This window comes from Exiguobacterium sp. AB2, assembly GCF_000696055.1.
GTDB lineage: Bacteria > Bacillota > Bacilli > Exiguobacteriales > Exiguobacteriaceae > Exiguobacterium > Exiguobacterium alkaliphilum.
Genome location: NZ_JNAA01000029.1, coordinates 1 through 21,559, shown reverse-complemented (window position 1 = coordinate 21,559; position 21,559 = coordinate 1). Strand labels below are relative to the sequence as shown.

The following is a 21,559-nucleotide window of genomic DNA, read 5'->3' as shown; positions in this document are numbered from 1 at the left end:
TTGATTGAAAGGAAGTCGTTATACGTGAGGATAGAGTCGCTTGATGCCATGTATGCCTCGTCTTCTCCGATGATTCAAATCGAGGAAGGGTATGCAGATTGGCTTGATTATAAAGGAATGGGTGAGTTGAAGGCGCGGGCAGAAGAGCTCGATGGACGGACGTATCCGCATCGAGAAGCGCTCGCGTCAATCTTACGAACCCAACAAGCCGAGTACGGCCCGCTATCAGAAGCGATGGAGCGAAAGCTTGAAGCGTTCGCGAACGGTGACGCGTATACGATGGTGACCGGACAACAAGTCGGTGTGTTCGGCGGTCCATTGTTCGCGGTGTACAAGCTGTTGACCGTGCTCAAACGGGCCAAACAAGCCGAGGCCGTGTTGAATAAACCGGTATTGCCGATTTTCTGGATGGCGACGGAAGACCATGATTACGCCGAAATCAACCACGTCTTCGTCCCACAACCGATGTCCCGTCAATTCCGAAAAGAAACACTCTCGGTCGTCCCGCTTGCCGGAAAGGCTTCAGTCGGAGAGCTCGAGTTCGATCGGTTGAAAATTGAACTCGTTCAAATGCTACAGCGCATGCTCCTCGCCGAGACGGAGACGGTCCACACCCCTTCTCTCTATCGTGAGCTCGTGGACGTGTTGCAACAGTCGCATTCGTTCGCCCAATTTTTCGGGAAGATGATGCGTCGCTTCGTCGGGCAGGAGTTCCTCCTCTTCGACCCGCATCAAAAAGAAGTGCGGACACTCGGACAGACGGCGTTCGGTCGGCTCATCAAAGGGCACGACGAAGTGAAACAGGCTTTCCTGCAGGCGTACGAACCGGGGATGCCGGAAGTGGAGCTGAACCGAGAAGCGGCACACGTCTTCTATCATGACGGGACGCGTGAGTTGTTGACGAAAGAAGGTGATGTCTTCACGACGAAGCGGGGACATCGATTCACAGAGGTGGAGCTGCTCGCAGAAATCGAAGCGCACCCGGAGCGGTTCTCGAACAACGTCGTCTCGCGTCCGCTCATGCAAGACTATCTGTTCCCGACGCTCGCCTATGTCGCCGGGCCAGGTGAAATCGCCTATTGGCTTCAGTTGCGTCCGTTGTTCCACGTCTTCGGCTGGAAGATGCCGATCCTGCTTCCGCGGCTCGGTGCGGTCCTTCTCTCGTCAAATGATGAGAAGAAGTTACGGCAAGAAGGGGTCGACCTCGCGGAATACTTGGCAACGCCGCTCCCGGACCATGCGTTCGACGATGCGGCTTTCGATGAACAACTGTATAGCTATCGGACGTTAGCCGCGGCGGTCGGCAAAGAAGCGGGGCGTCACGGTCATCGGTTTGAATCGAGCGCGAAACAATTGCTCGAGCGGCTCGCCGACGAGATGCGGGCCGAGGCGAAGCGTGAACAGTATCGGTTGAACGATCGTCGCATCCATCTGTCGACCCGTCTCGTCCCGATGAATGCGCCGCAAGAGCGGATTTGGTCGATGGTGCCGATGTTGAACCGGCACGGTCTCGATTTGTTCAAACGTCTGTTCCGTGCGTATGAAACCTCTGAAATTGAGCGATGTTTAGTTAAATTGTAAGAAAAAGGATGTTTAAAATTTGATTCCCTTGAAAACAGGGAATCTTTTTTCGTTTGTTACCTTTTTGTTTCCTCTTTTCGCTAAAAACGAATGCGGTGCTTGACATTTTTATGATAAAGTAAGTGTAATAAAACAGTTGAAATTTGTAGGTTGAGAGGGTTTTTGTATGTTTGAGCATGAAACGGTTTTAAAAATGGAGTCCATCGAAGGATTGAACATCAAACCGGACGGCATTTATGTCGACTGTACGTTAGGTGGAGCGGGTCATAGCGAAGAGATTGTGAAGCGATTGACGACCGGTCATCTGTACGCGTTCGACCAAGATGACGTCGCACTCGCACATGCGAAAGAGCGATTGGCTCCATATGAAGACCGGGTTACTTTTATAAAGAGCAACTTCGTCCATTTGAAAGACGAGCTTCTCAGTCGCGGTGTGACACAAGTTGACGGCGTCTTATTTGACCTCGGCGTCTCCTCGCCACAACTCGACGAGGCGGAACGAGGGTTCAGTTACAACTTTGACGCGCCGCTCGACATGCGAATGGATCGCTCGAAGCCGTTTTCGGCTTATCACGTCGTAAATGAATGGGCGTTCGGGGACCTTGCCCGCATCTTCTTTACATATGGGGAAGAGAAGTTCTCGAAACAGATTGCCCGAAAGATTGAGCAGGCACGTGCCGAAAAACCGATTGAGACGACGTTCGAACTCGTCGACTTGATTAAAGATGCGATCCCGGCACCGGCACGACGCAAAGGCGGACATCCTGCCAAGCGGACGTTCCAAGCGATTCGTATCGCGGTCAACGATGAATTGAACGTGTTCGACCGCGCCGTGCAAGACGCGATTGACATGCTCGCCATCAACGGCCGCATCTGTGTCATCACGTTCCACTCATTAGAGGACCGGATTTGTAAACAAGTCTTTAAAGAGAAAAGTCAGCATCCGCCGCTTCCGCCAGGGTTGCCGGTCATTCCGAAAGAGTTTGAACCTGAACTTAAACTCATCACCCGAAAGCCGATTACGGCCGGCGGGGAAGAGCTCGAAGACAACCGCCGCGCCCGCTCTGCGAAACTGCGCGTCGCTGAAAAACAAAAATAGACTGTACGTAGGAGGGATACCTGATGCCAGAAGCTGCCCGCAAGGCTTTGCAGCCTCACATTTCACCGAATCGAAATCCGATTCCGCAAGAACGACCGATACCTGCTCCAAAACGACGTACGTTAACTTTGTTCGAAGCTATTTTGTATCCGACCATGATTGGTTCTGTCGTCTTGTTCGGTGGCATCACGGTGTCGAAACATAACGAAGCGTACAACATCATGCGCGACACGGCGTTAATCACGCAAGAGACGAACGCCCTCGCCAAAGAAAATGAAGAATTGAAATATGAGATCGCCCAATTAAGCTCGCCAGAGAGAATCTATGCGATAGCTGAAAAGCTCGGAATGCAGTTCAACGAAAAGAACGTCAAGGTGATTGACAGATGAACTCTCTACAACAGAGTAAAAAAAGAGTGGCGTGGGTAGCGATTGTTTGCTTCACACCACTCTTTTTATTTTTTGTCGGTTGGTTCTTCTATCTATCTGTCTTTCAAACGTACAAAGGTGAGAATATGCTCGCGTTCGCCGAAGAAGAACGGTGGAAAGCGGTCAGCACGTTGAAAGCAGAACGTGGCGAAATCTTTGACCGGTTCGGTCAGCCGATTGCCATCAACATCCCGTCTTACCGGGTCGTGGCGGTCTTGAAGCTCGGCGGCGAGCGCGTCGAAGGAAAGACGCTCATGCCCGAAGAGTTTCCAGAAGCCGCACGCGAACTCGCGAGCGTCATTCCGATGACCGAAGCGGACATCTTAAAACGGCTCGAACAAAACGTCGACCGTGGACAAATCGAGTTCGGTGTCCCCGGACGTGATTTGACGGTCGAGCAAAAAGAAGAGCTTGAAGCGTTCGAGATTCCAGGCATCACGTTCGTCGAGGAACCGAAACGCTATTACCCGAACAAAGTGTTCGCATCAAGCGTCATCGGGTATGCGCAAAAAATCGATCAGAACGGACGAATCGAACTCGTCGGCGAACTCGGGATTGAGAAGTCACTAAACGACATCTTGAGCGAGTCGTATGGACTGACCCGGTTCGAGAAAGATTTGGCCGGTCGTCCGCTCATCGCGAGCGACGAGCAGCTGCGAATCGAGCCGGAAGACGGGGCCGACGTCCAGTTGACGATCGACCACCGGATTCAGCAACTACTCGACACGAAGATGGATGAATTGTATAAAGAGTACGCACCGAAAAATGCGACGGCCATCATCATGGACCCGAAGACGGGTGAGATCGTCGCCTTGTCTGACCGGCCGTCGTTCGACCCGAACACGCGTGAAATCACGTCGTACAGCAACTTTTCCGTCTCGTCACGTTTCGAGCCGGGATCGACGATGAAAATCTTCACCCTCGCCGCGGCGATCAACGAAGGCGTGTTCGATCCGAACGAACTGTACAAGTCCGGCTCTTACACGTATGGACGGACGACGTTCAATGATTACAATATTACCGGATGGGGTACCATCCCTATGGTAGAAGGTGTCTGGCATTCGTCGAACGTCGCATTCTCCATCATGGCAAACGAACGGCTCGGTCTCGGGCGTTACGAAGACTACTTCAACGCCTTCAAGTTCGATCAACGGACAGGCGTCGATTTGCCGGGCGAGGTCAACAGTCAATACGACTTCGACAGCCCGCTCAACGTGCTCATCACCGCATGGGGACAATCGACCGCGGTGACGCCGATGCAAATCTTACAAGCGACGTCGGCGATTGCGACGGATGGGACGATGAAACAGCCCCACGTCATTAAAAAAGTCGTCAATCGCGAGACCGGTGAGACGATTCGGACGACGAACCCGAAAGTCGTCGGCCAACCGATTACGGCCGAGGCGGCCCAAAAGACGCGAGAAGCACTCGACGGGGTCGTCAACAGCGACCTCGGTACCGGGCAACTGTACGCCCTCGAAAACTACCGCGTCATCGGGAAGACGGGAACGGCCCAGATTGCCGAGAACGGGAAGTATTTGAGTGGCCAGTACATTCACTCGTTCGTCGGCATGGCCCCAGAAGAGGATCCGGAGCTCGTCATGTATATCGCCGTCGATCGTCCGAACAGCGACTCGTCGACGACCGGTCCGCGGATCATGGCCCCGTTGTTCAAGGACATCATGGACGTGGCGCTCCGCTATCGGAGCGTCGAGCCGGAGAAGCAAGAGAAAGCGGTCGAGGCCTCAGCGAAGACGACTGCATCCTACATCGACCTCAGTCGGAAGGAAGCAGTCGACACGTCGCGAGAAGCCGCGTTCGCACCGGTCCTTCTCGGTAGTGGCGGTAGTGTGACGGCCCAAAGCCCAGTCGAAGGTCAGTCGTACGTCACGGGCGAACGGTTATTGCTCAAGACCGACGACACGTTCGCGATGCCGAACTTGTCGGGTTGGTCACTCCGAGATGTGAAACGATTGGCAACGTTGTATCAATTGAATTTAGAAATCGACGGGACCGGCTTCGTCACTTCCCAGTCTATCGGGAAAGACAAGCCTGTCAAAACCGGGGCGACACTTAAGGTGAAGCTCCAATCCCCGTCGAATTAACGCAACAGGATCAAGAGGGCCTCGGCTCTCTTTTCCTTTGTCACAGGAGGAAATACGGATGGAACAACTAACGATTCAAACATTGGCCAGCTGGTTCGGTGTGACGATTGAAGACACACGGGAAGTACGCCGAGTGGCGACGGACTCGCGTGATGAGAACGGCGACGGACTATTCGTCCCAATCATCGGGGCGCGCGTCGACGGGCACGACTTTATTGACAAGGCGATCGAGCAAGGCGCCATCGTCACGTTTTGGGAAGAAGGACGGGAACGACCGGAAGGGATCATTGTCATCCCGGTGCCGTCACCGCTCAAGGCACTCCAAGAAGCGGCAGCCCGCTATTTGGCAGAAATCGATCCGCTCGTCGTCGCCATCACCGGTTCGAACGGCAAGACGTCGACGAAAGATATGGTCGCGGTCGTGCTCGAGGAGAAGTTCAAGACGCACAAGACGGCCGGAAACTTTAACTCGGACGTCGGCTTGCCGCTCACGGTGCTCCGCATGCCACGCGATACCGAAGTGGCCGTCCTCGAGATGGGCATGAACGGGTTCGGGCAAATCGAACTGTTGTCGAACATCGCGAAGCCGGACGTCGCGTTCGTCACGAATATCGGTGAGTCGCACGGGGAACAAGTCGGGGGCCGTCAAGGTATCGCGAAAGCGAAACTTGAAATCAAGGCCGGGTTGAAAGAACAAGGCCTCTTGATTGTCGATGCGGATGAGCCGCTTCTATCTGGTCAAGGGTTCCGCGTCGGCTACGCTGACGATGCCGACGGGAAGATCGAGGTCGTCGAGACGACGTTCGACGCGTCGATTTTCCGGTATGATGGCGAGTTGTTCGAACTGAAAGTGCTCGGTGCCCATCAGATTCGAAACGCCGCGTACGCGATTGCGTGTGGCCGTCAGTTCGGGCTCGACCATGCCATGATCCAACGCGGTCTCGACCGGGTCAAGCTGACGACGATGCGCATGGAGAAACAGATGTTCGGGGATGCGCACTTGATTAACGATGCTTATAATGCGAGCCCGACCTCGATGATTGCGGCGATTGAGACGGTAAAGTCGCTCGTTGGATTCTCGCGCCGTGTCCTCGTGCTCGGCGACATGTATGAGCTCGGTGCCGACGAACAGGCGCAACACGTAAAAGTCGGGCATGCCGTCACGGCCCCGGTGACGGATGTCATTTTGATTGGCGACAAGGCGAAATGGATTGCCGAAGGGGTTTCGGACGCGTTCGTCAACGTGACGCACGTCGGGACGGTCGAAGAGGCGAAACCGCTCCTTGGCAGTTATCAACGGCCACAGACTGTGATATTGTTAAAGGCATCGCGAGGACTGGCGCTCGAGCGTCTAGTTCAATAATAGAGAGTAGTGAGGTACGAACATGTTAATTAGTTTAATCGTCTTAATCAGTTCATTATTGACCGTTTTGGTCGTCATGCCGCGCGCGATTCCCACGCTCCGGCAGTTGAAGTTCGGTCAAGAGATTCGGGATGAAGGTCCGGATTGGCATCAAAAGAAATCGGGAACGCCGACGATGGGCGGGATTGTCATCTTGCTCGCGCTCGTTATCGGATTCATCGTCTCGCTCATCTTCGGAGACGCGGTCGCAGGTTTCGGGACGCTCTTGTTCGTCACGCTCGCGTTCGGTGTGATCGGCTTCCTCGACGACTATATTAAAGTCGTGAACAAACGAAACCTCGGTCTGACATCACTTCAAAAGTTGATTGGACAAATTGCCGTCTCGGTCTTGTTCGTCTGGTTCTTGTCACTTGGAGACGGCTTGGATACGACGATTCAAATCCCGTTCACTTCGATCGCGTTTGATACGGGTTGGTTGTATGTCGCCATCGTCATCTTCTGGCTCATCGGGTTCTCGAACGCCGTCAACTTGACGGACGGTCTCGATGGTCTCGTCTCGTTCTCGGCCATCCCGACGTTCGCGTTCTTCGGGATTTATGCGCTCGGGCAAGACGAGACTGGAATCGCCTGGTTCGCCTTCAGTGCGGTCGGGGCACTTCTCGGATTCCTCGTCTTCAACAAATATCCGGCGAAAATCTTCATGGGTGACACGGGATCGCTCGCACTTGGTGGCGCGGTCGCCGGACTTGCGCTCATGTTTAAGCTCGAGCTGTTGCTCGTCTTCGTCGGAATCATCTTCGTCATTGAGACGCTCAGCGTCATCTTGCAAGTCATCTCATTTAAGACGACCGGGAAGCGCATCTTCAAGATGAGCCCGATTCATCACCACTTTGAAATGGTCGGATGGTCGGAATGGCGCATCGTCTTGACGTTCGGTGGAATCAGCTTGATCACGGCAGTGTTGTCGTTACTTCTTATGTAATGGATGGTGGAACAAATGGAAGCACAGTGGAAAGGTAAGCGCGTACTCGTCCTCGGCGCCGCACGCAGCGGCATCGCCGCCGCCACTTATTTGGTAGGTGTCGGGGCGATCGTGACGATGAACACAGGTTCGGAGCCGTCGACAGAAGAGCGGACGAAAGTTGAGCAGTTGGGCATCGCGTCGGTGTTCGGCTCGCACCCACTCGACTTATTGGATGACACAGACGTCATCGTCAAAAATCCGGGAATCCCGTACCATATCCCGCTCCTCCAAGCAGCGATGGATCGAGGCATCCCGATTTATACAGAAGTCGAACTCGCTTATATGGCGACAGACGCTGCGTTCGTCGCCATCACCGGGTCGAACGGGAAGACGACGACGACAACGCTCGTCCACGAACTGTTAAAAGGCGGTGACCGTCCCGTGCACGTGGCGGGAAACATCGGCTTCCCAGCAATCGAGGTGGCGACCCGCGCCAAGCCGGATGATCTCATCGTCATCGAACTGTCGAGCTTTCAACTGATGGGCGTCGAGACGTTCCATCCGAAAGCAGCGGCGCTACTGAACTTATCGGAAGCGCACCTTGATTATCACGGCGACTTTGATTCCTATGCCGATGCGAAGGCAAACTTGTTCCGCAACATGACTTCTTCGGACCGAATCGTCGTCAAAGGAGCCGACGAAGAAGTGATGAAGCGTGTCCCTGACGCGTTACACGCATCGACGTTCGGTTATGATGCCGGCGATGCTTCCGTACGAGACGGCTGGATTACACTTCATGGGGACAACATCGTCCGCGTGTCTGAACTCGCGCTCGGCGGTGCCCATAACGTGGAAAACGTCTTGGCTGCACTGCTCCTCGTCGAACCATTCAACATCCCGCGTGATCATGTTGAGCGTGTGTTGCGCACGTTCGGCGGGGTCGCCCACCGGACGGAGAACGTCGGCCGCGTGCTTGGCCGCCGAGTTTACAACGACTCGAAAGCGACGAACAACGTGGCGACCGAAGCGGCACTTGCCGGTTTCGATGCGCCAGTCGTCTGGCTTTGCGGCGGACTCGAGCGAGGCGCTGACTTGTCTTCACTCGTCCCGGCGATGTCACGTGTCAAAGCGGTCGTCGCGTACGGGGAGACGGCCGAACGGTTCAAGACGCTCGGAGAATCCCAAGGAGTCCCGGCCTTTGCTGTCGAAACATTAGAAGAAGCCGTACCGCTCGCGTTCGAGCAGTCGGCAGAAGAAGACGTGATCTTATTATCGCCAGCTTGCGCAAGTTGGGATCAATACAAGACGTTCGAGGAACGCGGTGCCCATTTCGTCGACCTCGTCCGTTCAATCGAGGAGGCGAGTCGATGAGAGTCATCATTTCAGGAGGCGGGACGGGAGGCCATATTTATCCGGCCCTCGCATTGCTCGACACGTTAAAGGCGCGTCACGACGATTTAGAGGTGCTCTATATCGGAACCGAGACCGGACTCGAGGCCGATCTCGTGCCACGGGCCGGCATCCCGTTCAAATCGATTCGAATCGCCGGGTTGAAGCGGTCATTGTCGCTTGAGAACGTGAAGACGGGCTATTGGTTCTTGAAATCGGTCCGTCAGCTAAGAAAAGAAATGAAGGCGTTCCGTCCGGACGTCGTCATCGGGACAGGCGGTTTCGTGTCCGGGCCGGTCGTGTTCACGGCCCAGCAGTTGGGCATCCCGACAATCCTTCACGAACAAAACAGCATCCCAGGGCTGACGAACAAGTTCTTATCGAAGAAAGCTGACCGTGTCGCGCTGTCGTTCGCCGGGTCCGAGTTACAGTTCCCGGGGGCGAACGTTCGCGTCATCGGCAACCCGCGCGGGAGCGAAGTGTTACAGACAGTCGCCGACCCGACTCAAATCCGAGCGACGTACGGAATCGATGAGCGTCCGATTATCGTCATCTATGGCGGGAGCCGTGGGGCCGAGGCGATTAACCGGGCCGTGCTCGAAGCGATTCCGGAACTGAGCCAACAACCGGTCAACGTACTGTATGTGACCGGGAACGTGCACTATGAGGCGGTCGTCGCCGAAGCGAAGCCGGCGGAAAACGTCCATATCTTGCCATACGTTTACGATATGCCTGCCCTGCTCGCCTGTGCGACGCTCGTCGTGTCACGGGCGGGCGCATCGACAATTTCTGAATTGACGGCGCTCGGTTTGCCGAGCATTTTGATTCCGAGCCCGTATGTCACGGCCGACCATCAAACGAAAAATGCTTCGGCACTCGTTGAGAGCGGAGCTGCCGTCTTGATTCGTGAAGCGGACTTGACGGGGAAAACGCTCGTCGAGAAGATACAGCACGTCTTGGAAAACGAACAACAGATGGCGGAAGCGTCGAAACGGTTAGGGTTCCCGCAAGCCGCGGAATCACTTGCCGCGCTTGTAGAAGAAGTAAGTCGCTAAAGGAGAGGAAGCATGGAGACACGTCAGAACACCGTCCGTAGTTTGGAAGACCGGATTCCATATATGAAAGACCAGCGACGGAAGAAGGCGAACCGTCGATTGTCTGCGATTTTGCTGCTGTTCGCCGTATTGATCGCCCTCGTCGTCTATATGCAGACGTCGGTGTCTGACGTGAAGGCGGTGAACGTGTCTGGCTTGGCTTGGTTGACCGAGTCTTACGTGTTGGAACAAATTGACCTAGACACGACGTCAAAAATCGTCGAAGTGTCTCCTAGCCGACTCGAGACGGCGATTCGTGAACTTCCCGGCGTAAAAGACGTGGAAGTGGATCGAAGTTGGTACAATATCGTCACCATCAAGCTCGAAGAGGAGAAGATGATCGCCTATTCGAGGACGGACGACCGGGAAGTCGTCGTCTTAGCGGACGGCTCGCTTCATCCGACCGGGCAAATCGATGACCCGGCAAAGTTGAAAGACGGGCCGCTCTTGAGACAGTTTGACAAAGAGGCCGATCTTGAGAAAGTGGCCGGTGAGCTCGAGCAGGTCGATGACGCGTTACGGGCGAGAATGTCTGAGATCGTGTTCAAACAACAAGAAGGCGAACCGACACGTTATGAGATTTACATGAACGACGGGAACACGTTGCTCACACCGACGTTCAAACTGAGTCAAACGGTGTCCAAGTACGGTGAAATTTTTGAAAATATCCCTAAAGGACAGCGAGGAACGGTCGTCATGGATGGAGGCTATTATTTCGTCCCATATGAAAAATCGGAAGAATAGTCTGAATTTTTACAGCCCTGCGACATGCCGGGGCTGTTTTTTTATCGTTTGTAATCGAATTGACACCCCAAAACCGCTTAATTTGTAGGATTCTACCTTTTCTCACTATCTTATTTGTTGTAAACTTAGACGTGAGATATCTTGCCGGACCTAACAATATTTTTGGATATCTGTAATATTGTAATGGAAGACTGAAACTGAAATTTTAGCGCGGAGGTGTTTCCCTGTTGGAAGCGAATGGTTATGTAGCCGCATTAGATATTGGAACGTCAGAAATTAAGCTTGTCGTGGGTGAATTGCTCGGGGGAACGCTTAACATTTTGGCAGAAGGTTGTGCTCCGTCTGCAGGAGTAAAACGTGGCGCCGTCGTCGACATCGATAAGACGGTTCAAGCCATCAAACAAGCCGTCGAACATGCCGAAGCGGCACTCGGTGATCAAGTTCGTTCGGTATACGTTGCCATCGAAGGGGAACATATCCAAATTGCCCCATGTCATGGAATCGCCTCGGTCAAACGAGAAGACCAAGAAATTACGGATGCCGACGTGATTGAAGTCATCAATTCGGCACAAGTGATGCGTCTACCCGACGAGATGAGCGTGATTGACGTCATTCCGTCCTCGTTCACGGTCGATCAACAGACCGGCGTCGTGGACCCGCGTGGGATGCTCGGCTATCGGTTAGAGATGCACGGGAAGATGGTGACGGGCTCGAAGACGATCTTACATAGCATCCGTCGTTCGATTGAGCGGGCGGGACTGAAGCTCGACGGATTCGTGCTCGGCAATTTGGCGCTCGGCATGAGTGCCGCTTCTGTGGATGAGATTGACCTTGGGATCGGCTTGATCGACATCGGACACGAGAAGACGACTGTATCTGTCTTCTACCGTGGTGACCTCGTCTATTCTTACATCCTTCCAGTCGGGGGCGATCATATGACGCGCGACTTGGTATACAAGCTCAACTGCAAATACCAAGATGCGAAAGTCGCGAAAGAAGAATATGGTCTTGCGCTTGAAGAAATGGCAGATGCGACTGAAGGATTCTCGTTCACGAACATTAACGGGGAAGTGGCGTATGAGCCGCAAGCTGAAATTAGTTATGTTTTAGAGGCGAGAATAGAGGAAATGTTTACATTGGTGTTGAATAGAGTGCAAAAGGTAGGAGTTCCGGCACTGAGCGGAGGCTATTTGCTCTGTGGTGGCGCCGCTGCCTTGCCTGGCATCCAAGAGCTGGCGACCCGTGTCATGGGTCAAAAGACGAGACTTTATCAACCATCGTCCATCGGTGTCAGACATCCGAAATATGCGACAGCTGTCGGCGTCCTCAAGTACGTGCTCATGAGCGATCACCACGTCTCGAAGCAAAACTTGGAGAAGCCTGAAGAACGCGAAGTCGTCTCGTCGACAACGAAGACAGATCGACAACCGGATGCTGGCGACGAATACGATTCGACAGAGCGCGAATCGAAAAACGGATTCGGACGGTTAATGGAAAAATTATTTGGCGTGTAAGCTGATGCGATTCACAATCGGAAATTACGTAGGGGGATACCTGAATGATGTACTTTGATGAGGCGATTGACGCCGTAGCAAAAATTAAAGTAATTGGAGTCGGTGGCGGCGGTTCAAACGCCGTCAACCGCATGATCGAACACGGCGTGCAAGGTGTCGAGTTCATCGCGGTCAACACGGACGCGCAAGCACTCAACATGTCGAAAGCGGACGTGAAGCTCCAACTCGGTGCGAAATTGACACGCGGACTCGGTGCCGGTGCAAATCCTGATATCGGGAAGAAAGCAGCCGAAGAGAGCCGTGAACAGTTGATCGAAGCGCTTGATGGCGCGGACATGGTCTTCGTCACAGCCGGTATGGGTGGCGGAACGGGTACAGGGGCAGCCCCTGTCATCGCAGAGATTTCGAAAGAAATCGGCGCCTTGACGGTCGGTGTCGTCACGAAACCGTTCATGTTCGAAGGACGCAAGCGGATGCAACATGCCCAACACGGCATTCAAGCGTTCAAAGAAAAAGTTGACACGCTCATCGTCATCCCGAACGACAAGCTTCTTGAAATCGTCGAGCGCAACACGCCGATGATTGAGGCGTTCCGTGAAGCGGATAACGTCTTGCGCCAAGGTGTACAAGGGATCACGGACTTGATTGCCATCCCTGGTCTCATCAACCTCGACTTCGCTGACGTGAAGACGATTATGACTGAAAAAGGCTCGGCCCTTATGGGTGTCGGTGTCGCGACAGGTGAAAACCGTGCCGTTGAAGCCGCGAAGAAAGCCATCTCTTCACCGCTTCTCGAGTCTTCAATCGAAGGCGCGAAAGGCGTGTTGATGAACATCACGGGCGGTCTCAGCCTCAGTCTTTATGAAGTGACGGAAGCGGCTCAAATCGTTCAAAGTGCTGCGGATGAAGAAGTGAACTTGATTTTCGGTTCGGTCATCAATGAAAACTTGAACGACGAGATTATCGTGACGGTCATCGCAACTGAATTTGCAGAAGAAGCACAAGGCTCGAACCCGTTCCTTCAACAGCCGAAGAAACAACCTGAGGCAGAAGTGAAGAAAGAGGCTCAACCGAAAGCGGACTCTGCGCAACAAGAAGAAGGGAACTTCCATAGACCGGTCTATGGTGGTGACGTCCCAGACGAGACGATCAACATCCCAGCGTTCGTAAGACAACGCCGTAACTAAAAAATAGGGGGTGCCGGTTCTCGGCACTTCTTTTTTGTAAAAAAGGAGAACGACATGCGATTGATTCATTCATGGGAAACTGAAACGGAGCGCTACTCGGCCTACGTGACGACCCGCACAGATTGGCACAATGAAGGGAATGTCGGCCTCCACGTCGGAGACGACCGTGCCCTCGTCGTGAAAAACCGAGAACGTTTCTTTATGGACGCCGGTCTTGCGTTAACTGACTCGGTTTGGGCCGACCAAGTTCATGGCAATCGTGTCGCATTCGTCGATACGAACGATCGAGGCAAAGGGGCGTATGATTACGCGGAAGCGATTGAAGCGACAGACGGCCTCGTCACGACGACGGAGGACATGCCGCTCGCCCTCGTCTTCGCCGACTGCGTCCCGCTGTTCTTTTGTGCGAAAGATCATGGCGTCATCGGTATGGCCCATGCAGGTTGGAAAGGAACGGTCGGCAACATCGTCGCCTCGATGACCGATTCGTTCGCCAAGCTCGGGGTGCCCGCTGATGCGATTGACATGGTCGTCGGACCGGCCATCACGGCCGACGCGTATGAGGTCGACCAACGAGTGCTCGACGCCGTCAAAGACGTGTCGGAAGCGGCATATGACGCCGCGGTCACAGATGAGCGAGACGGACATGCGCACTTGTCGCTGCAACAAGTGAATGAGACGCTCGCCGTCGAAAGAAAACTGGACGTCACCCAATCGAACTTGTCGACCGTCTCGGACCGAACGTTTTTCTCGTATCGGAACGGGGATGCGTTAAGTCGATTTGCGGCCGTCCTCGTCAAGGAGAAGAAGTCGTGAGTATAGCGAATAACGTGAAACATGTCAGACAAACCATCGAACAACATCGAGCCGGACAGGACGTGACCCTGATCGCCGTCACCAAATCGGTCGGTCCGGACGTGGCGACCGCCCTTTATAAAGAAGGCGTACGTCATTTCGGAGAAAATCGACCGGAAGGACTGTTGGCAAAGGCAGAAGTGTTGCCAGATGATGCGCTCATCCATTTCATCGGAAGCCTGCAGACGCGTAAAGTGCGACAAATCATCGACCGCGTCGCGGCCATCCACTCACTCGACCGTCTGTCGCTCGCAGAAGAAATCGATAAGCGAGCCAATCGTGTCATCGACTGTTTCGTCCAAGTGAACGTATCGGGCGAGGCATCGAAACATGGGATTGAAAAAGAGGAGGTGCACGCCTTCATCGAGAACTGTAAACAGTATCCGCACATCCGGGTGATCGGTCTCATGACCATGGCACCGTTGACAGAAGATGAGTCGGTACTTCGCGACACGTTCCATCAGTTGCGGACGTTACGCGACGACGTGTTGGCAAAAGGGTACGCTCACGCCCCGTGTACGGAACTGTCGATGGGCATGTCGAATGACTATCCGATTGCCGTCGAAGAAGGCGCATCGTTTGTTCGTATTGGAACCATACTTGTGCAATAATATATCTTAAGGAGGAATCCGTTATGTCAATCAAAAACAAGATGAAAGATTTCTTCGGACTCGAAGAAGAAGAACGGAATGCGTATGAAGGAGAAGAGTATGTCGTCGCCGAGACGAAGCAACAGCCGATGACCGAGCAAATCGTCAAGACAGACGATCGCCCCAAAACGTCAAACAATCTCGTCGCGTTCAACTCGAAGAAAAAAGAACGTTCGAAAGTCGTTCTCGCCGAGCCGCGCGTCTTCGCCGAAGCGCAAGACATTAGCGACCAATTGAAAGAAAACCGCGCTGTCATCGTCAACCTTCAACGCATGTCAAAAGAACAATCTCGTCAAGTCGTCAATTTCTTATCGGGTGTCGTCTACGCGCTCGAAGGGACGATGACGTCGATTGGACATAACACGATTCTATGTACTCCGAACAATATCGAGTTGACGGGGTCGATCTCGAACTTGATTTCGGAGGACGAACTCAATAGTAAAGGATGGTAAGTGAATGAATAACGTAGTAGAAGCTTTAGGAAATACGATTGTTACGCTTCTCGGGTATTATAGCTGGGTGTTAATCGCTTATATTTTGTTGTCGTGGTTCCCGAACGCGCGCGAGTCTAAGTTCGGACAAATCTTGTCTTATTTGTGCGAACCGTTTCTCAACCCGTTCCGCCGCATCATTCCGCCAATCGGCGGCATGCTCGACATCTCGCCAATCGTCGCCTTGTTCGTACTTCGAATGGCGCAGGTTGGGGTGCGAGCGATTTTCGGTCTGTAAATGAGCGTCTTCGACCATTATCGTCCGAGCGAACGGGCGTTCATCGAGCAAGTGCTCGACTGGGTGCAACAAGTCGAGGACAACTACTTGTTCAAACTGACGGACTTTTTAGACCCGCGTGAACAACAAATCGTCAAACAAATCGTCGGGAAGCGTCTGGTGATTTTCGATGACGGTGGTTTTGAAGGAGCGGAACGGCGTCGGCTCATCTTGGCGCCGGACTATTATGAACTCGAGCCGAACGACTTTGAAATCGCAATCCGTCAAATCGACTATCCGACGAAGTTTGTCGACTTGACCCACCGTCAAGTGACGGGCACGCTCTTGAACGCTGGACTGAAGCGTCAGAAGTTTGGCGACGTCGTGTTAGAAGACGGAATCGCTCAATTCGCGACGACCGCCGAGGCAGCCAGTTTCATCGAAATGAACGTCGATCGGGTCGGAAAGGCTCGCATCCGCATTTCAAACGTGGCACCGGAAGCCGTGCTCGTCGTACCGGAGACGAAGTGGACGGAAGAGTTCGGAATCGTCTCATCGCTTCGATTTGATGTCATGGTGAGTGAAGTACTCAACTTATCACGGCAAAAAGCGCAGGCGCTCGTCAAACACGGCGACTGCAAAGTAAACCATAAACAAATCGAGGACGCAAGCTTCGTCTTAGAGCCCGATGATTTAATCTCGATTCGCGGCTACGGTCGAGTGAAATTGACAGCGATTCTCGGCTCGACGAAACGTGAGAAAATAAAAATCCAGTATGGCATCATACGTTGAATTTAGGAGGAAAGTCGAATGGCGTTGACACCGATTGATATTCATAATAAAGAGTTCTCGACTCGTTTTCGCGGGTACGACATCGATGAGGTCAATGAGTTTTTAGATCAAATCATCAAAGAGTTCGAACTGTTGATTCGTGAGAATAGAAGGTATGAAGAACTCGTCAACGATATGCAAGCTCGGATTGACTACTTCTCCTCGATGGAAGACACGTTGAACAAATCGATTATCGTCGCGCAAGAGGCGGCGGAAGAAGTGAAGACGAACGCTGCGAAAGAAGCGAGCCTCATCTTGAAACAGGCGGAGCGCGAAGCACTCGCCCGTGAAGAGGAAGCGGCACGCAAAGAGCAACTCGCCGAGCGCGAGGTCGTCCAAATGTTGAAGAAAGTCGAGCTGTACCGGACACGTTTCCGCGTTCTAGTCGATGCCCAAATGGAGCTGTTGAATAGTACGGAATGGGATACGATCGTCGGGGAGCCCCCGGTCCAAACGGTTCTTGACGATACGACCGAACTTCCGTATAATGACGACGAAGTCATACCAAACAAACATCACGGATAATACACAATACGTCGACTAGGACACGTCGATAAAGTCATACCTACGAAGCGACTTAGGGAAGGTGGGAGCCTAAGAGAAAGACTTTATTCGGTATCCCCTACGAGTGTCGTGCTGAAACGAGTAAGCACGACCGCCTGACCCCGTTATCGGTCGCCAAGAGCGGTCTCGACCTATGTCGAGACTAGTAGGGTGGTACCGCGAGTCGACCAACTCGTCCCTATTTAGGGACGGGTTTTTTTGTTGTCAAAAAATAAGGAGGAGTTTCAATGAACTATAAAGACACCCTATTGATGCCCGAAACAGATTTCGCCATGCGCGGAAACCTGCCGAAACGTGAACCACAAATGCAAGAAGCATGGGAACAGATGGACCTTTATAACCGTGTGCTCGAAAAGAATGCGGGGAAACCACAATACATCTTGCATGACGGCCCGCCGTACGCGAACGGCGACATCCATATGGGGCACGCCCTCAACAAAGTGTTGAAAGACATCATCGTCCGTTTCAAGTCACTCAACGGCTATCAGTCGCCGATGATTCCGGGCTGGGACACGCACGGTCTTCCAATCGAGAACGCGCTCCAAAAAGCTGGTGTCAACCGTAAAGAGATGACGGTCGCCGAATTCCGTGAGAAATGTGCGGCGTATGCGATGGAACAAGTGAACTCGCAGCGCGAACAGTTCAAACGTCTCGGTTTACTCGCAGACTTTGAGAACCCGTACATCACGCTCCTCCCAGAATATGAGGCGGCCCAGATCCGTCTATTCGGGACGATGGCTGAAAAAGGATACATCTATAAAGGGAAGAAACCGGTCTATTGGTCACCTTCTTCAGAGTCGGCCCTCGCCGAAGCGGAAATCGAGTACTATGACAAGAAGTCGCCCGCCATCTATGTGGCGTTCCAAGTCGTCGACGGAAAAGGGGTCCTCGATACGACGGACCATTTCGTCATCTGGACGACGACGCCGTGGACGATTCCGGCCAACCTCGGGATCGCCGTCAGCAATGAATTGACCTATACGCGAATCAACCATGACGGCAAAGGCTATATCGTCGCAGAAAGCCTCGTGGAAGACGTGACGACAGCGCTCGGCTGGACCGACTTCACGGTCGACGGTTCATGGAACGGACAGGCGTTCGAACATATGACGGCGCAACATCCGCTCTACGACCGGACGTCCCTCGTCATGATTGGCGACCACGTCACGGCTGACGCGACAGGTCTCGTCCATACGGCACCAGGACACGGGGAAGACGACTATCGTGTCGGACAAGCGTACGGGCTCGACGTCCTCTGCCCGGTCGATGATCGCGGCTACATGACGGACGAGGCTCCAGGATTTGAAGGGCTCTTCTATGAAGATGCCAACAAACAAATCGGGATGAAGCTCGAAGAGAACGGCTATCTCCTCAACTTGAAGTTCATCAAACACTCGTACCCGCACGACTGGCGTACGAAAAAACCGGTCATCTTCCGTGCGACGCCGCAATGGTTCGCGTCAATCAAAGACTTCCGGAGTGACTTGCTTCGTGAGATCGAAGAAGTGAACTGGGTGCCGGAATGGGGCATGACGCGTCTTTACAACATGGTCCGTGACCGTGGGGACTGGGTCATCAGCCGTCAACGGGCATGGGGTGTGCCAATCCCGATCTTCTACGCGGAAGACGGCACGGAGATCATCACGAACGAAACGATCGACCACGTCGCGAACTTGTTCCGCGAGCATGGCTCGAACGTCTGGTATGAGCGCGAAGCGAAAGACTTGCTCCCAGCAGGGTTCACGCATCCGAACAGCCCGAACGGGGAGTTCCGTAAAGAGCTCGACATTATGGACGTTTGGTTCGACTCGGGCTCGTCACACGCAGGTGTGCTCGAAGAACGCGCCAACCTTCGCCGTCCGGCAGACCTCTACTTGGAAGGGTCAGACCAGTATCGCGGTTGGTTCAACTCGTCGCTCTCGACGGCTGTCGCGACGACCGGGAAAGCGCCGTATCGTACGGTTCTCAGTCACGGATTCGTGCTTGACGGCGACGGACGTAAGATGTCGAAATCGCTCGGCAACACGATCGCGCCGAACGATCTCGTAAAACAATACGGTGCCGAAATCGTCCGTCTTTGGGTGTCGTCGGTCGATTACCAATCTGACGTACGCGCTTCGCACGACAACTTCAAGCAAGTGTCGGAAGTGTACCGGAAAATCCGCAACACGCTCCGTTTCTTACTCGGGAACTTGAACGGGTTCGACCCGTCGATGCGCGTCGCTTTCGAAGACATGCCAGAAGCCGATCAATTCATGGCGACGAAACTCAAGCAGTTGCAGGCGAAAGTCATCAAAGCATACGACACGTTCGACTTCATGGCCGTCTACCACTTGATTCACAACTTCTGTGTCAACGAGTTGTCTTCGTTCTATCTCGACTTCACGAAAGACATCCTCTACATCGAGCGTGAAGATGACGCACGCCGTCGTGCCGTTCAAACGGTCATGTACGATACGGTCATCGCGCTCACGAAGTTGATCGCGCCAATCCTTCCGCACACGGCGGACGAAGTGTGGCAAGAGATTCCGGCGAAGGCAGCCGATAGCGTCTTCTTGTCGGATCTCGATGAAGTCGTCGCGCTCTCAGAAGAAGAGACGGCGTTACTTGCGAAATGGTCGAAGTTCCTCACGTTCCGTAATGACGTGTTGAAAGCGATTGAGATCGCCCGCGGTGAAAAATTGATTGGGAAACCGCTCGAGGCGAAGTTGCTCGTCGCACCGAAGGGTGAGACGAAAGCGTTGCTCGAGACGATCGACAACGTTCGTCAACTGCTCCAAGTGTCGCAACTCGACTATGTCGCGCACGCGGATGTCGATTATGCGACGGCAGAAATCACCGTCACGAAAGCCGACGGTGCCGCCTGTGCCCGTTGTTGGACGTACTCGACGGAGCTTGGTCAACATGCCGAGCATCCAGAGCTTTGCCCGCGCTGTACGGAAGTCATCGCATAAGCCGGACCGGAGTGACGAACGTCCACTCCGGCTTCTTATGACGTGAAAGGAGAATTTGATGAAGCGCTATTACGGATTGGCCCTATTTCTCATCGTGCTCGATCAAGTGACGAAGTGGATCGTCGTCCAGACGATGACGATTGGACAGTCGATTGAACTCATTCCAGGCTGGCTCTATTTGACGTCTTACCGCAATAAAGGAGCGGCTTGGGGCATGCTCGAAGGACAGATGACGTTCTTCTTTATCGTCACGGCCATAGTCGTCGTCGGCTTGATTTACTTCCTGCATAAAGAAGTGAACGGATTCAACTTGCTCGGCTATAGCGTCGGGTTACTGCTTGGCGGAGCAATCGGGAACTTCATCGACCGACTGTTCCGAGGAGAAGTCGTCGATTTCGTCGATACGTATCCGTTCGGCTACAACTTCCCGATTTTTAACGTCGCCGATATGGCGCTCACGTTCGGTGTCATCTTTATGGTCATCGGCGTCTTGTTCGAAGAAAAACTAAACAAAGAAAGGGGACATGCGTAATGGAAACATTCACATTTGTCGCCGAAGAAAAGGCACGAATCGATAAATGGATGAGTGAACGGAGCGATTGGTCCCGTTCGCAAATTCAAGATTGGATTAAAGCGGGCGACCTGCTCGTGAACGGTCAAGCCGTGAAACCGAACTATAAACTACAAATCGGCGACGAGATCATCGTCAACGTACCGGAAGCGGTCGAGCTTGAAGTCTTACCGGAAGACATCCCGCTCGAGATCGTCTATGAGGATGAGGACGTCATCGTCGTCAACAAGGCACGTGGCATGGTCGTCCATCCGGCGGCCGGTCACACGTCAGGGACGCTCGTCAACGCGCTCCTTTACCATTGTGATGACTTGTCAGGCATCAACGGCGTCAAACGTCCCGGCATCGTTCACCGCATCGATAAAGACACGACCGGCCTCTTGATGGTCGCCAAAAACGACTTGGCTCACGAGTCGCTCGCGACGCAGTTGAAAGACCGTAAAATCAAGCGTGAATACATCGCGCTCGTCCACGGGGAACTCGTCCATGAGCTCGGCACGATTGAGGCACCGATCGGACGCGACACGAACGACCGCCAGCGTATGACCGTGACGGATAAGAACGCGAAAGAAGCGGTGACACACTTCCGTCTGCTTGAGCGTTACAAAGACTTCACGCTCGTCGAGTGTAAACTCGAGACGGGACGGACGCACCAAATTCGCGTCCACATGCGCTACATCGGTCACCCGCTCGCCGGAGACCCGAAATATGGGCCGCGCCGGACGATTCAATTGAACGGTCAGGCGCTTCACGCGGCGACGCTTGGGTTCTTCCATCCGCGGACGAACGAATGGCTCGAATTCGAGGCGAAGCTCCCGGCCGACTTCGAGACAGAACTTGCCAAATTGGACAAAATCGAGAAAACGCGTTGACATTCCGCTCATTCCGATTTATAGTCTAGAAAGCATAACACCTTTAAACCCAGTCCAGAGAGGCTGTGAAAGGAATGTGGCCGCGC

General features: G+C 53.5%; 20 protein-coding genes. All 20 read left to right on the top strand.

What is annotated here, in order from left to right; translation table 11 throughout:
* Nucleotides 1-24: 24 nt before the first annotated feature.
* Nucleotides 25-1,581, top strand: coding sequence for a bacillithiol biosynthesis cysteine-adding enzyme BshC (bshC, locus tag DI14_RS04230; protein ID WP_034805627.1), 1,557 nt, complete (start codon nt 25-27; stop codon nt 1,579-1,581).
* Nucleotides 1,582-1,747: 166 nt separating this feature from the next.
* Entirely contained in the window at nt 1,748-2,680 is a 933-nt protein-coding gene (gene rsmH, locus DI14_RS04225) for a 16S rRNA (cytosine(1402)-N(4))-methyltransferase RsmH (RefSeq protein WP_034805624.1), read from the top strand.
* Between the two features lie 23 nt (nt 2,681-2,703).
* Nucleotides 2,704-3,069 (top strand): cell division protein FtsL, encoded by a 366-nt coding sequence (gene ftsL, locus DI14_RS04220; RefSeq protein WP_034805621.1) that lies wholly within the window; start codon nt 2,704-2,706, stop codon nt 3,067-3,069.
* The gene (locus tag DI14_RS04215; protein ID WP_034805618.1) at nt 3,066-5,213 is read left to right on the top strand and encodes a penicillin-binding transpeptidase domain-containing protein; all 2,148 of its coding nucleotides are present in this window, start codon (nt 3,066-3,068) and stop codon (nt 5,211-5,213) included. The genes ftsL and DI14_RS04215 overlap by 4 nt, the downstream gene beginning before the upstream one ends.
* A 58-nt stretch (nt 5,214-5,271) precedes the next feature.
* Complete coding sequence (gene murF / locus DI14_RS04210) at nt 5,272-6,576, top strand: UDP-N-acetylmuramoyl-tripeptide--D-alanyl-D-alanine ligase (protein WP_034805615.1); 1,305 nt, start codon at nt 5,272-5,274, stop codon at nt 6,574-6,576.
* Nucleotides 6,577-6,598: 22 nt separating this feature from the next.
* Nucleotides 6,599-7,558: a phospho-N-acetylmuramoyl-pentapeptide-transferase gene (gene mraY, locus DI14_RS04205; protein ID WP_034805612.1), complete on the top strand. Its 960-nt coding sequence runs from the start codon at nt 6,599-6,601 to the stop codon at nt 7,556-7,558.
* A 15-nt stretch (nt 7,559-7,573) separates the two neighbouring features.
* Nucleotides 7,574-8,911 (top strand): UDP-N-acetylmuramoyl-L-alanine--D-glutamate ligase, encoded by a 1,338-nt coding sequence (gene murD / locus DI14_RS04200; RefSeq protein ID WP_034805609.1) that lies wholly within the window; start codon nt 7,574-7,576, stop codon nt 8,909-8,911.
* On the top strand, nt 8,908-9,984 hold the full coding sequence (gene murG / locus DI14_RS04195; protein WP_034805606.1) for an undecaprenyldiphospho-muramoylpentapeptide beta-N-acetylglucosaminyltransferase: 1,077 nt from the start codon (nt 8,908-8,910) through the stop codon (nt 9,982-9,984). The genes murD and murG overlap by 4 nt, the downstream gene beginning before the upstream one ends.
* A gap of 12 nt (nt 9,985-9,996) precedes the next feature.
* The gene (locus tag DI14_RS04190) at nt 9,997-10,767 is read left to right on the top strand and encodes a cell division protein FtsQ/DivIB (protein ID WP_034805603.1); all 771 of its coding nucleotides are present in this window, start codon (nt 9,997-9,999) and stop codon (nt 10,765-10,767) included.
* A 227-nt stretch (nt 10,768-10,994) separates the two neighbouring features.
* Nucleotides 10,995-12,281 (top strand): cell division protein FtsA, encoded by a 1,287-nt coding sequence (ftsA, locus tag DI14_RS04185; RefSeq protein WP_034805600.1) that lies wholly within the window; start codon nt 10,995-10,997, stop codon nt 12,279-12,281.
* Nucleotides 12,282-12,325: 44 nt separating this feature from the next.
* Nucleotides 12,326-13,468, top strand: a complete 1,143-nt coding sequence (ftsZ, locus tag DI14_RS04180; RefSeq protein ID WP_034805598.1) for a cell division protein FtsZ — start codon at nt 12,326-12,328, stop codon at nt 13,466-13,468.
* 54 nt (nt 13,469-13,522) lie between these two features.
* Nucleotides 13,523-14,284, top strand: a complete 762-nt coding sequence (gene pgeF / locus DI14_RS04175; RefSeq protein ID WP_034805595.1) for a peptidoglycan editing factor PgeF — start codon at nt 13,523-13,525, stop codon at nt 14,282-14,284.
* Complete coding sequence (locus DI14_RS04170) at nt 14,281-14,934, top strand: YggS family pyridoxal phosphate-dependent enzyme (RefSeq protein ID WP_034805591.1); 654 nt, start codon at nt 14,281-14,283, stop codon at nt 14,932-14,934. The genes pgeF and DI14_RS04170 overlap by 4 nt, the downstream gene beginning before the upstream one ends.
* 23 nt (nt 14,935-14,957) lie before the next feature.
* Nucleotides 14,958-15,425 (top strand): cell division protein SepF, encoded by a 468-nt coding sequence (locus tag DI14_RS04165; protein WP_034805588.1) that lies wholly within the window; start codon nt 14,958-14,960, stop codon nt 15,423-15,425.
* A gap of 4 nt (nt 15,426-15,429) precedes the next feature.
* On the top strand, nt 15,430-15,702 hold the full coding sequence (locus DI14_RS04160) for a YggT family protein (protein WP_034805585.1): 273 nt from the start codon (nt 15,430-15,432) through the stop codon (nt 15,700-15,702).
* On the top strand, nt 15,703-16,473 hold the full coding sequence (locus DI14_RS04155) for an RNA-binding protein (RefSeq protein ID WP_034805582.1): 771 nt from the start codon (nt 15,703-15,705) through the stop codon (nt 16,471-16,473). It begins immediately after the preceding gene.
* A gap of 18 nt (nt 16,474-16,491) precedes the next feature.
* Nucleotides 16,492-17,037, top strand: coding sequence for a DivIVA domain-containing protein (locus tag DI14_RS04150; RefSeq protein WP_024370036.1), 546 nt, complete (start codon nt 16,492-16,494; stop codon nt 17,035-17,037).
* Between the two features lie 266 nt (nt 17,038-17,303).
* Complete coding sequence (gene ileS / locus DI14_RS04145; RefSeq protein ID WP_034805579.1) at nt 17,304-20,030, top strand: isoleucine--tRNA ligase; 2,727 nt, start codon at nt 17,304-17,306, stop codon at nt 20,028-20,030.
* Nucleotides 20,031-20,088: 58 nt separating this feature from the next.
* Nucleotides 20,089-20,562: a signal peptidase II gene (gene lspA / locus DI14_RS04140; RefSeq protein ID WP_034805576.1), complete on the top strand. Its 474-nt coding sequence runs from the start codon at nt 20,089-20,091 to the stop codon at nt 20,560-20,562.
* On the top strand, nt 20,562-21,473 hold the full coding sequence (locus DI14_RS04135; RefSeq protein ID WP_034805573.1) for an RluA family pseudouridine synthase: 912 nt from the start codon (nt 20,562-20,564) through the stop codon (nt 21,471-21,473). Before lspA ends, DI14_RS04135 begins: the two co-directional genes overlap by 1 nt.
* Nucleotides 21,474-21,559: the final 86 nt, after the last annotated feature.